Origin of the sequence: Winogradskyella ludwigii, assembly GCF_013403985.1 — a bacterium.
GTDB classification, from domain to species: domain Bacteria; phylum Bacteroidota; class Bacteroidia; order Flavobacteriales; family Flavobacteriaceae; genus Winogradskyella; species Winogradskyella ludwigii.
Genome location: NZ_JABFDF010000001.1, coordinates 1,130,218 through 1,142,296 on the forward strand (window position 1 = coordinate 1,130,218; position 12,079 = coordinate 1,142,296).

Below are 12,079 nucleotides of genomic sequence, written 5' to 3' on the forward strand. Positions count from 1 at the left end.
GATTCTAGATAATATCGAGTTTTTGTCCAACTTTAATGAATGCCGAAATTGCCGCATCCAATTGCTCTTTATCGTGAGCTGCAGAGAGTTGTACTCTAATTCTCGCCTTATCTTTTGGAACAACAGGAAAAAAGAAACCAATAACATAAATTCCTTCTTCTAAGAGCATATTAGCCATAGTTTGTGACAATTTTGCATCATATAACATTACAGGTACAATGGCAGAATCTCCGTCTACAATATCAAAACCTGCTGCCTTCATTCCTTTTTTAAAGTATTTTGTATTCCAATCTACTTTATCTCGTAAAGTGGTGTCATTTTTTAACATGTCAAACACTTTAATAGATGCACCTACAATAGCTGGGGCTAAAGAGTTTGAAAACAAATAAGGTCTAGAACGCTGACGTAAAAGCTCAACTATCTCCTTTTTAGCCGTTGTGTAACCTCCCATGGCACCACCTAATGCCTTACCTAAAGTTCCGGTTATAATATCTATTCTCCCAAGAACTCCCTTCTCTTCTAAGGTACCAATACCTGTTTCTCCAATAAAACCTGTAGCATGACATTCATCAATCATGACCATCGCTTCATATTTATCTGCTAAATCACATATTTTATCTAATGATGCGACTATACCATCCATTGAAAATACACCATCGGTTACAATAATTTTGAATCGTGCACCATTGGCATTAGCTTCAATTAGTTGTGTCTCTAAATCTGCCATATCATTATTTTGGTAACGATATCTTGCTGCTTTACATAATCTTACTCCATCTATAATTGAAGCGTGGTTTAAAGAATCTGAAATAATAGCATCCTCCTTAGTTAATAAAGGTTCAAAAACACCACCGTTAGCATCAAAAGCCGCGGCATATAATATAGTATCTTCAGTACCATAGAAATCCGCAATTTTTTGTTCTAGCTCTTTATGAATATCTTGAGTACCGCATATAAAACGAACTGAAGACATGCCAAAACCATGTGTGTCCATTGTGTCTTTTGCCGCTTGAATAACATCAGGATGAGAGGATAATCCTAAATAATTATTTGCACAGAAATTTAAAACCTTTTGTCCTGTATTAAGTGTAATTTCGGCTCCTTGAGGAGATGTAATTATACGCTCTTCCTTAAAAAGGCCTGCTTCTTTTATAGATTCTATTTCTTGCTGTAATTGGTATTTGATATCTCCGTACATCGTTTAGATTTTGATTATTAAACAAAGATACTATGAAATTTATACTTCAAGAACATCAATAGTATCATTTATATACACTAATAATTTATGAATTACATTTAAATTCATTTCATTTAAAACTGCTTCATATTCATTAAGCTTATTAGAATGAGACTCTTCTTCTTTACCAGTTTTGTAATCTATAATAATAGCTTCCTTTTTATAATTTATATTTAGTCTGTCTGGTCTTAAAAGCTGACCAGATTTGGTAATAATATCCCGTTCATTATAAACTTTAAAACCGTCTTGATAATAAGCCTTTAATTTAGGATGATCCATCACAGATAACACTAAGGTTTTAAGTTCTTCGCTGTTCTCTTTAGTAATATCTCCTGAAACTAATAAATCGTTAAAGGCAAAATCAATATCTTCTTTCGTCTTTATTTTAGATAACACTAAGTGTACTAAATTACCACGTTCAATAGCGGCTTCTTGCTGTGTGTCCCAGAGTAATCCGGATTTAGTTACAATATTTAAATTATGAGCTTCTTTAGGTACAGAAATCATTTTAAGAGGTTGAGAACCTATTTCTGTTTCAGATATATTTAAGTTGGGACTCAACGTTCCAAAACTATAATTTAATTGGTCGTCATTCCAAAGTTGTTTATGCTGCAAATAATTAATAAACATACCAGCGTACGTTTTTTCGTTTACAACACCTTTAGAACTAATATCCTTTTTTGAAATAATATACAACTGATCAACCGCTCTGGTTAGCACAACATAAAGCAAATTAATGTTATCTAACTCTAATTGCGATTGGTGTGTATTATAAATAAGTGCTCCTGCATCTCCAAAATGTTCTACATCTTTATTATAATTAAACAAAAGCGTATTAAAGCCATTATAATCTTCTGCTTTTACCGGGAACCAAACCTTAGGTTCTAATTCTCGATAGATGTTAAGATCTGCATAAGGAAATATAACCACTGGAAATTCTAATCCTTTTGATTTATGAATAGTCATAATCTGAACCGCATTCATATTTTCAGGTGTTACCACACTTAAATTATCCTCTTTCTTTTCAAAATAATTAATAAAAGCAGATAGGTCTGAATTTTGCTTTTGTGTAAATTCTAAAACAACATCCAAATAAAACTGAAGATAAGCATCTGAAACTTCGTTAAGATTAAAGAGTCTAATAATATGTTCTACAAGTTCATAAAGTGGTAATTGTAGACATTGTCTTTTGTCTATGTAAATATCTAATTCTTTTAATTCTGTAAACATATCATCAAGATTATCCTTCAGATAGGTGACAAAAAATTGATGTTTATCTTCTATGTGATGTTGTTCTGCTAAAAAAGATAGCACCTCAACTTTAAGGCTATCATTATTAGGCTGAATAAGCAACTTTAAAAACGAATTGATAAAATTTACTTTATCAGAATTCTTTATAAGCAACGTTTCAGACGATGTAATTTTTATACCATTCTCATTAAGAAAATTCGCAATTGCCACACCTTCTTTTCGCTTTCTTACCAATACACAAATATCGTCTAATGGAAACCCATTGTTTTGGCATTCATTTATGGTTTCTAATACTTGATTAGCATACATTTCATGGACATCATCTTCTTTATCAATGTCTAAAAAATTAAGATTTACATAGCCTTCTTCTGTATTATTTTTGTTTTGCTTGGCTTTTTCATAGAGATCTGCATACACTATTTCACTAAACGTATGTGAGCTTAAAAATTCAAAAAACGAATTATTAAAGTCAATTACAGCTTTTGTACTTCTGTAATTGGTTTCTAACGGAAGTACATCTGCTTCAAGCTGAAACGGGTTATCAATTTTATTATAAAGTTTAATAAATTGTTCTGCCTCACCACCTCTCCATCTGTAAATAGCTTGTTTGGCATCTCCAACCAACATGGCAGAACCATTGGCCGCAGAAAGAGCATTCTCTAATAAAGGCACCAAATTTTCCCATTGCATTTTAGAGGTGTCTTGAAACTCATCGATAAAATAATGTTTAAATTTTTCACCTAGACGTTCATATATAAACGGTGTTGGCTGATTTTTTATTTCTTTACTTATTATAGTATTAAACTCTGAAATCAACATTTTATTCTGATCCGATTTTAAAACGTCTAATTCATTTTTAATCGCATTTAAAACTGAAAGTGGAGTGATATTTCTATAAAACCCTTTTTTGAGTAGCAACTGATAATATGAAGCTTTAATTTCTAAAAAAGCCTCTGCCAACTGTGGTTGAATACTGTCTATTGTTGATGCTACATCTCCCTTAACTCGTTTTGGATATATCACGTTACCTTCAACCAACGTATTCTGCCACGCTGTATCAAATGTTAGATTAAACTGTCTAGAGCTGGCTTTATTTAAATATTTAGGGAGATAACTACCACTAAAATCATTGTATTGTAAACCAGATTCATCTATTAAAATTAAAGCCGAATTTGCCGTGTTTACAATACGGTCTTCTGCCTCAATAACTTGTTGTGCTAATTGCTTCTTTAAAACCTTAAAATCTTCGAGCGTTTTCTTTTTTAGCGTATTAATTGCAAAAAGGTCATTCTCATTTACTAATAATTTAGAAATTTTATTAAAATCAAAACTAATATCCCAACTCTTATCGTCGTCTGCTTTTTCAATGGCAAAATCTACTAAAATTTTAGTTAAAGCTTTATCACTTCCAGCTTTGGCAATCAAACTATCAACGGCTTCATTGAGAAGTCTTTCCTGATCGAGTTCAACTTCAAAATTTATTGGTAATTTTAAATCGTGCGCAAAAGTTCTAATTACTCTATGCGTAAAACCATCGATGGTAGAAATATCAAAAGCACCATAATTATGAATAATATGCTTTAAAATTTGTTTTGATTTAACATGAAGTACTTCGGGCTTAATTGCTAATTCTTCGCAAATCGCAACAAACATTGGATGTGGCTTGCTTAAGCTTTCTTCCGAAGAAAAAGATTTGAGCATATCTACAATGCGTTCTTTCATTTCACCAACCGCTTTATTGGTAAAGGTTATGGCTAAAATAGATTTAAATTGATCTAAACTTTTAGACTGAACAAGGATTTTTAGATAGGCTTTTGCCAGCGTAAATGTTTTTCCGCTACCTGCCGAAGCATTATATATTTTAAAGGCTGAATTTTGCAAGAGATAATTTTTATACCAAAATAGGGAATCTTAATAGTTTATTAAGAGAAATTAACTGACAAAATTGTAAATTTGGGTTGAGACAATTTATTAACCAATTAAAAACTACTATTATGGCTTTCGAATTACCGAAATTAAAATATGCTTACGATGCTTTAGAACCAAATATTGATGCTCGCACAATGGAAATTCATTATACTAAACATCACCAAGGCTACACAAATAAATTAAACGCAGCTATTGAAGGTACAGATTTAGAAGGAAAAACTATAGAGAACATTCTTATTAACCTTGATAAAGACAATAAAGCTGTAAGAAATAATGGCGGTGGATTTTACAATCACTCATTATTTTGGGAGGTTATGAATCCTGAAGGAAAAGGACGTTTATCTGGAGACTTAAAAGATGCTATTGAAGCAGAATTTGATTCTGTTGATGCTTTTAAAGATGCTTTTTCTAAAGCAGCTGCAACACAATTTGGTTCTGGTTGGGCTTGGTTATGTGTGCACGAAGGTGGAAAAGTTGAAGTATGTTCTACTCCAAACCAAGATAACCCATTAATGTCTGGAGTTGGTTGTGGAGGAACACCAATTTTAGGATTAGATGTGTGGGAGCACGCTTATTATTTAAACTACCAAAATAGAAGACCAGATTATATTGAAGCATTCTTCAATGTAATTAACTGGAACGAAGTTGAGCGTAGATACGCAGAAGCTAAATAAGCTATAAAATTTTATAAATTAAAAAACCGAGTCTTTTCTAAAAGTCTCGGTTTTTTTATGCTAAATCGCATAAGTACCAAAACAACCATGATGACTTATACTGACCTGAATTTTTACCGAATTACACAATACTGTAGGAATACCAAATTCTGATTTTTGAAATTTGAAATTTTCTTTTGAAAGCTGATGTAATTTTGAAAGCTGAATTAACAATGCTTCTTTCAATATATCGCTGTGACTCTTTCGAAGTTTACCTTTTAATTCTATAATTTTTGAAGTCATTTCAGAATCTATAAATCGGGCTTCAGATAAAATATATTTTGAAGCTATTTGAGTTTTAACGTTACATTCAAAATCTTTAAATTTTACAATTCCATTGAGGTCACTAATATCACATTCAAAACCTTTAGGGTTATAGAATCTACTTGGATTTTGCTGTGTATATAATTTATAAGCTGCTTCCTTCATGCTCCACAATCTCCAAACCGTAAGAAATGGATTTTCACAATCGCGTATGAATTGCAGTTCCTTTGAGGTAAATAGTTTTTCTAAATAACGAGGTCGTTCCCAGTTAGACATTCTATTTGCTTCCTCTAAATCAACAATATCATTGCCAACCATTAGGCCTCTAATTTTGTGTTTATAATTAGCATAGCAGCTTTAACATCGAGCATTTTTTCCATGTCTTCATTTTCTAATCTAATATTAAATTCATCTTCAATATCTAAAATGATATCTACGAGATTTGCTGAATTAACTTTTAGATCATTTATAAAATCTGTGTCTTCAGTAAGATTTTCAAAAGCTTTTTCATCCTGAACGTAAGGTGCAATGATGGCTTTTAATTTTGTTATGAGTTCGTCGTTCGTCATATTTATTTCTTTTACAAAAGAGAATGTTGGCTAAATTAAACTTTGTGTAATGCTGTATTGTAAAGTTACATAAAGTGATTACAATATAATTAATAACTATTTCTAAGATCTAATTGCGATATCATTACAAATTACTAATGGCTAATGGCTAAATTTCTTGAAAATTACACACGCATTCACGTCACCAAAACCAAAACTTGCCTTCGCAATAATATCAAAATTGACATCCATTTTTTCTGTTGGAATTTTATTTGAATCTACAAGCGCTTCAATTTCTAGGTGTAAATCTTCGCAATTAATATTTGGTGTTACAAACTGATTCTTCAGCTGAATAATACTTGCAACACATTCAATAGAGCCTGAAGCAGCCAAACAATGCCCAATCATCGATTTTGTAGAATTGATGAATGGAAAATCAGTTCCACTTCTATTTAAAGCCTTCGTCCAGTTTTCAATTTCTAATGCGTCTTTTGCTGTTGCTGTTAAATGTCCATTAATCACTTCAATTTCCTTTGCTGTAATTCCAGAGTTTTCAACTGCTTTTTTTATACAACGTTGCACAGCTTCAGCGTTTGGTGCTGTTAGTGTACCACCTTGTCGTTGACCACCAGAATTTACTTCACCTCCCAACACCTCAGCATAAATTTTAGCACCACGTTCTAAAGCACTTTCTAATGATTCAAGCAGTAAAGCTCCCGCACCACTTCCTGGCACAAAACCACTAGCTGTGGCGCTCATTGGTCTCGATCCTTCTTCTGGGCTTTCATTGTGTTTATACGTCATAACGCGCATGGCATCAAAGCCTCCCCAAATATAAGGACCATGATCACTACAGCTACCAACTAACATACGTTTGGCTTTTCCATTTTGAATACGCTCATAACCCATTAATAACGCTTCTGTTCCTGTAGTGCAGGCTGAAGAATTTGTGGTTACTTGATTTCCTAAACCCAACATACCACTTAAATAAGCACTTACACCACTTGCCATGGTTTGCAAAACTACTGTACTTCCTAAACGTCTTACATTACCATCGTCCACACCATAAATTGCCTCTCTAAATTTTTCAACGCCTGAGGTTGCTGCTCCAAAAATTAATCCTGTATCATAATCTAATTGGCTTTCAGAATCCATATCAAAACCAGCATCTTTCCATGCATCAATACCTGCGATGCATCCATATAAAATCCCTGAACTATTAAATCCTCTTAATTGTAAATCCGTGAAATATTGTGCTTTTTTTTCGTCCGAAATTTGAGGAATACCACCAATCTGACATGAAAATTTAAAATCTTTTAAGTTGTCGTGACCTGTGATTCCGGACTTACCTTCTTTTAAAGCTTTTGTAAAATCGGGAACTCCAACTCCATTGGGTGCTACAACTCCTAATCCTGTTATGACTACTCTATTTTTCATCTTGTTTTAACCTTTCTAAAAGGGAAAAATTTATAATTCTGAAAAGCTATCTGATTTTTGAAAGCTGACAACTCCGTATAAATTAAACTTTAATCATTCCTGATATTGTACCTCTACAAACCAATTCTCCCTTTTCATTTAGCATCTTCACTTTACATTTTAACTTATTAAAACGAAAGACTTCCTTTTCTGAAATTACAGTTACCTTTTCATTAGGCAAAACAGGTAAATAAAAATCCATTTGATGAGATGTTAAAGCTATTTTTGTCTGACTTGAAACATTTAATTCGTCGTTCAATAAATAAATACCCAAACACACTAAACCAATTTGCGCCATACATTCTATAAGAATCACGCCTGGTGTTATGGGATGATCTTTAAAATGGCCTTCGTAAAAACTTTCATCTTCCTTAAATGTGTAGTGCCCTGTTATTCCATTTTCTGAAATAGCATCAATACCATCAACAAATAAGAATGGTGCTTGGTAAGGTAGCCGTTTTATGATGTCTTCCTTTATCATATCATTACCACTCTAACAAAATACGTTGTGCGGAAAAACCTGGCCCAAAACTTAGCATAATTCCTTTATCTCCTTTTGGTAAATCTCGATCCATAAAACGCTCTAGAACATAGAGAACAGTGGCACTACTCATATTACCAAATAATCTTAAAACCTCTTTGGTATCATCTATGTTTTTACCCAAAGCACCAAACAAATCTTCAACGGTTTGCACTATTTTTTTTCCACCAGGATGAAATATCAAATGATCAATATCTTCAATAGTTAAATTATTTAGTTCTAAAAACGGATGTATAATTTTTGGAAAATGATCTGCAATGGTTTGTGGTACAGATTGATCTAAAATCATTTGCAAGCCTGTGTTTTTCAATTTAAAACCCATCATGTGGTTGGCATCATAAAAATGATACATGGCTTCGTCTTTGATTTCGGGTCCTTTTTCATGATCATAAGATGATAGAATTACACTTGAACAGCCATCTCCAAAAATAGCTGCACTGACTATGTTTACCATAGAAAAATCATTAAGCTGAAAAGTTGCAGTTGGCGCTTCTACTGCAATAACAACAGCTCTTTTATTCGGGTTTGCTTTTAGAAAATTCTTAGCATAGATTATTCCCGAAACTCCTGCTGCGCATCCCATTTCTGTCACTGGTAAACGAACAATGTCTTGTTTCATTTTTAAGCTATTTATTAAATAAGCATCCAACGACGGAATCATAATCCCTGTGCAACTTACTGTAATAATATAGTCGATATCTGTAGGTTGTAAATTTGCTTTATCTAAGACTTTCTGTAAACTCGCTTCCGCTAATTTTATAGATTCTCTAATATAAATATCATTTTTTTCCTCAAAAGAGGTACTTACAAAAACCTCTTCAGGATCCATAATAGAATATCGCTTATCTACCGCTGCATTTTCAAAAATCTTTAAGACTTTTCGTTTAAAACGTTCTTCTTGGCCATCTAACCATAACTCAACAAAGGGTAAAATATCTTTAGTTTCTCTGCTGTATTTTGGTAATTGTTTTGCTACTGCTGTTATTTTTACTGCCATATATTTTCTATTAAAGGCGATTTTTATTTTTCGTTTTTAAACAAACTTGCATAAATACTCAACTTCGAATAAGCCATTGATAACGAAAAGCCCATTGCCAACGAATCTCTGATTTTAGATGTAATGTATTAGAATATGTTTCCAAATCCTTTCGACTAAACGCTCTTAAAATTGAAGTTAATCCGTCTTCAACTATCATATCGTTAGAAATTGTTAATCCTAATAATTGAAATAACCTATAAGCTATTTTACTACGCTGCAAATCGTTAACCACGATTCCTAAGTTAGCATTTGTTGAAAGACGTTTTAATAAGCTTAAAATATCCTTATCCTTAAAATGATGCAAAAACAAGGTGGTTAAAGCGATATCAAAATCTAAAACTTCAAATTGATCTGAAAAAACATCAATGCTTTCAAAGCTTAATTCCGGAAAATCAGTTGACAATTCGTTAGCATAAGCAATAGCATCTGCATTAGCATCTATTCCAATTAATTTAAAATTGTACTGATGCTTTCTTCCATAGTTTGCGACTAACCTTAAGATATCTCCATGACCACAACCTAAATCTATAATGGTGTAGGTTTTATTTTTAGGTTGATTTTTTAAAAGTTGAGCAATGCCATTTAGAGTTACCCGATTGCCACCCAACCATTTATTAATGTTACCGAGTTTATCCAAAGTATCACGAAGCAATTCTCCATTAAGAGAAAAATCGTCCATGATTTCGGTTTTGTTACTTCTTAATTTGGTATCTAAAAATAAACTCATTTCACTTTCATAGGTTTACCGTGTGTCATTTTAATAATCATTGGCATTAAAAACGGGAACCATCGCAATACCGTTAACAGTTTTGGTGCTAACCAATCTTGTCTAAACAAATACGCAATGCTATGTCCTGCTTTTAACCTTAGACCGAAAGTTTTCTTCCAACTTTTAGTGTATCGATTTTCTAGTGTTTTGCGCAATTCAATTTTTCCTTGAAGATAATCAATAATCAATTCAGATGCTAATTGGGCACTTCTTATTGCCATTCCCATACCATTTCCGCATAATGGATGAATCATACCAGCTGTATCTCCGCACATTATGATATGGTTTTCTACAGGTTGTTTCGTTTCGAAAGAAATTTGACTTATGGTTATTGGCTTTTCAAATTGTGGTATTGTAGTCTTAAAAAGTGTCTTTAATTCGGAATTTTTAAAAAGTACTTCTTCTTGAAATGTTGCAATGTCTTTGTAGGTTTTGAAAGCTTCAAAATTAGTAATGTAACATAAGTTAATATGGTTATTTTCTACTTTTGAAACACCACAGTAACCTCCTTTAAAATTATGTAATGCAACTTTATCCTCAGGAAAATCTCCTGAAACATGAATTTTAACTCCTAAATATGGTGACTTCTTTTTAATGAATTTTCTATTAAACTGAACATCTAAATTTGAGCGTTTGCCATATGCTCCAATAACTATTCTTGCTTGAAAACTTTGATTCGTTTTTGTTTTAACTTGAAAGTTATCTGCTTCAAAATTCACATCCACTACAGAATCTTGAAGTACGGAAACACCGTTTTTAATAGCTAATTTATACAGTTGAAAATCCATCTCATAGCGACTCATGCCAAAACCTCCAAGCGGTAAATTAGCTACAATGCTTTTATTGTTATGTGTGGTTAATTCGAAATTAGAAATTTGTTTTGCACCGAATTCAAAAGGATTAAAACCCAAAAATTCTAAATAAGGCAATACTTCGTTAGATACATACTCTCCGCAAACCTTATGTTTTGGATACTCATTTTTTTCAATGAGTAAGACTTCTAATTTAGATTTCGCTAAATGAATTGCACTTGTTAATCCGGCTAATCCACCACCAATAACGATAACATCAAAGTGTTTTTTCTTCATTGAATCTTTAAGTAGGGCATAACATTATTTGCTATGACATCTATCTTGTTAAGTTACATAAGAATTCAAAAAAAGAAAAATAGTTTAACGTTTTCTATTCTATTTTAGTAATAGTAAACACGTCATCTCTAAATTGTATTGTATCACCGACCATTTTTGAAAGTAATAATTGTGCCATTGGTGTCGCCACCGAAATGGCATAAATTTTACAATCTTTTAAACTGATTTCACCTGCACTAATAGCTATAAAATAATTGGCTTTTGATGTGAACACCACACTGCCAAATGCGACTCTTTGATGCTTAGATTCGGTATTAATGTTCTGAAGAATTTCTTTTTGTTTTTCAATTTCAGATAATTGATGACCGGCTTTCTCACGTTCTAATTGCAACATTGCCCTACCCGTTTCATGCTTGTCTCCTGCACTACTTTTGGTTTCAGATTGCAGTGAATTTTGGATGTCTGAAATCGTTGTTGTAACCGTTAATAATCGGTCGTCAATAAACTTTATACAGGACTTATATAATTCTTCTTTTAAATTCATTTTTGCTTCTTTAAGTCAAATTTTCCGTAGAATTTCATCTGTTTTACAATCCATTGTTTTCGCTTTTGAATATATGATGTCGCTGGATTTGCACGATATTTTCTTGGGTTTGGTAATATAGAAGCAATTGCGGCAGCTTCATAAGCATCTAAACGAGAAGCCGGTTTTTTAAACCAATACTGTGAAGCAGCTTCCACACCGTAAACACCTGGTCCCATTTCAATACTATTTAAATACACTTCGAGAATACGTTCTTTAGTCCAAATTTGTTCGATTAAAAAGGTGAAATAAGTCTCTAAACCCTTTCGCAACCAACTACGCTCCGGCCACAGAAATACATTCTTTGCCGTTTGCTGACTAATGGTACTTCCTCCTTTAATACGTTTTCCTTTTTTATTGTATTCGTAGGCTTTTTCAATGGCTTCAATATCAAAACCGCTATGGTTTAAAAACTTTTGATCCTCACTACAAATAGCAGCGAGTTGTATATTTTTTGATATTTTTTCTATGGGAACCCAATCGTGTTTCCAATTTTTAGTATCATCAGTATTTTCAAAATAACGAATAACCATTAATGGTGTTGTTGGGATAGGTACATACTTAAATAAAACCACCAAACCAACAGAAAAAATGATACTCCAAAAGAGAAGTTTGGCAAAAAACCGAAATAATTTTTTCAT

At 32.5% G+C, this 12,079-nt stretch carries 12 protein-coding genes; 1 reads left to right on the top strand and 11 read right to left on the bottom strand.

Features of this window, described 5'->3' with window-relative positions:
* Nucleotides 1-4: 4 nt before the first annotated feature.
* The gene (kbl, locus tag HM981_RS04715; protein WP_179337419.1) at nt 5-1,198 is read right to left on the bottom strand and encodes a glycine C-acetyltransferase; all 1,194 of its coding nucleotides are present in this window, start codon (nt 1,196-1,198) and stop codon (nt 5-7) included.
* 39 nt (nt 1,199-1,237) lie between these two features.
* Nucleotides 1,238-4,369, bottom strand: coding sequence for a UvrD-helicase domain-containing protein (locus HM981_RS04720; protein WP_179337420.1), 3,132 nt, complete (start codon nt 4,367-4,369; stop codon nt 1,238-1,240).
* A gap of 113 nt (nt 4,370-4,482) precedes the next feature.
* Here HM981_RS04720 and HM981_RS04725 point away from each other — a divergent pair, with 113 nt between their 5' ends.
* Complete coding sequence (locus HM981_RS04725) at nt 4,483-5,091, top strand: superoxide dismutase (protein ID WP_218846278.1); 609 nt, start codon at nt 4,483-4,485, stop codon at nt 5,089-5,091.
* A gap of 60 nt (nt 5,092-5,151) precedes the next feature.
* On the opposite strand, the gene HM981_RS04730 is transcribed toward HM981_RS04725, so the two are convergent.
* From HM981_RS04730 to mtgA, 9 genes are all read right to left on the bottom strand, one after another.
* Complete coding sequence (locus tag HM981_RS04730; RefSeq protein ID WP_179337421.1) at nt 5,152-5,712, bottom strand: 4'-phosphopantetheinyl transferase family protein; 561 nt, start codon at nt 5,710-5,712, stop codon at nt 5,152-5,154.
* On the bottom strand, nt 5,712-5,963 hold the full coding sequence (locus HM981_RS04735) for an acyl carrier protein (protein ID WP_179337422.1): 252 nt from the start codon (nt 5,961-5,963) through the stop codon (nt 5,712-5,714). The genes HM981_RS04730 and HM981_RS04735 overlap by 1 nt, the downstream gene beginning before the upstream one ends.
* Nucleotides 5,964-6,104: 141 nt before the next feature.
* Nucleotides 6,105-7,379 (bottom strand): beta-ketoacyl-[acyl-carrier-protein] synthase family protein, encoded by a 1,275-nt coding sequence (locus HM981_RS04740; protein ID WP_179337423.1) that lies wholly within the window; start codon nt 7,377-7,379, stop codon nt 6,105-6,107.
* Between the two features lie 82 nt (nt 7,380-7,461).
* Entirely contained in the window at nt 7,462-7,899 is a 438-nt protein-coding gene (locus HM981_RS04745) for a 3-hydroxyacyl-ACP dehydratase FabZ family protein (RefSeq protein ID WP_179337424.1), read from the bottom strand.
* A gap of 4 nt (nt 7,900-7,903) precedes the next feature.
* Nucleotides 7,904-8,956, bottom strand: coding sequence for a type III polyketide synthase (locus HM981_RS04750; RefSeq protein ID WP_179337425.1), 1,053 nt, complete (start codon nt 8,954-8,956; stop codon nt 7,904-7,906).
* 58 nt (nt 8,957-9,014) lie between these two features.
* Nucleotides 9,015-9,725, bottom strand: coding sequence for a methyltransferase domain-containing protein (locus HM981_RS04755; RefSeq protein WP_179337426.1), 711 nt, complete (start codon nt 9,723-9,725; stop codon nt 9,015-9,017).
* Nucleotides 9,722-10,855, bottom strand: coding sequence for an NAD(P)/FAD-dependent oxidoreductase (locus HM981_RS04760; RefSeq protein WP_179337427.1), 1,134 nt, complete (start codon nt 10,853-10,855; stop codon nt 9,722-9,724). The genes HM981_RS04755 and HM981_RS04760 overlap by 4 nt, the downstream gene beginning before the upstream one ends.
* A 94-nt stretch (nt 10,856-10,949) precedes the next feature.
* The gene (locus HM981_RS04765) at nt 10,950-11,399 is read right to left on the bottom strand and encodes a GreA/GreB family elongation factor (protein ID WP_179337428.1); all 450 of its coding nucleotides are present in this window, start codon (nt 11,397-11,399) and stop codon (nt 10,950-10,952) included.
* Nucleotides 11,396-12,079, bottom strand: a complete 684-nt coding sequence (gene mtgA, locus HM981_RS04770) for a monofunctional biosynthetic peptidoglycan transglycosylase (protein ID WP_179337429.1) — start codon at nt 12,077-12,079, stop codon at nt 11,396-11,398. Before mtgA ends, HM981_RS04765 begins: the two co-directional genes overlap by 4 nt.

Coding starts and splice junctions, on each gene's coding strand:
- kbl (WP_179337419.1), bottom strand. CDS start 1,198: ATGTACGGAGATATCAAATACCAATTACAGCAAGAAATAGAATCTATA.
- HM981_RS04725 (WP_218846278.1), top strand. CDS start 4,483: ATGGCTTTCGAATTACCGAAATTAAAATATGCTTACGATGCTTTAGAA.
- HM981_RS04730 (WP_179337421.1), bottom strand. CDS start 5,712: ATGGTTGGCAATGATATTGTTGATTTAGAGGAAGCAAATAGAATGTCT.
- HM981_RS04735 (WP_179337422.1), bottom strand. CDS start 5,963: ATGACGAACGACGAACTCATAACAAAATTAAAAGCCATCATTGCACCT.
- HM981_RS04740 (WP_179337423.1), bottom strand. CDS start 7,379: ATGAAAAATAGAGTAGTCATAACAGGATTAGGAGTTGTAGCACCCAAT.
- HM981_RS04745 (WP_179337424.1), bottom strand. CDS start 7,899: ATGATAAAGGAAGACATCATAAAACGGCTACCTTACCAAGCACCATTC.
- HM981_RS04750 (WP_179337425.1), bottom strand. CDS start 8,956: ATGGCAGTAAAAATAACAGCAGTAGCAAAACAATTACCAAAATACAGC.
- HM981_RS04755 (WP_179337426.1), bottom strand. CDS start 9,725: ATGAGTTTATTTTTAGATACCAAATTAAGAAGTAACAAAACCGAAATC.
- HM981_RS04760 (WP_179337427.1), bottom strand. CDS start 10,855: ATGAAGAAAAAACACTTTGATGTTATCGTTATTGGTGGTGGATTAGCC.
- HM981_RS04765 (WP_179337428.1), bottom strand. CDS start 11,399: ATGAATTTAAAAGAAGAATTATATAAGTCCTGTATAAAGTTTATTGAC.
- mtgA (WP_179337429.1), bottom strand. CDS start 12,079: ATGAAAAAATTATTTCGGTTTTTTGCCAAACTTCTCTTTTGGAGTATC.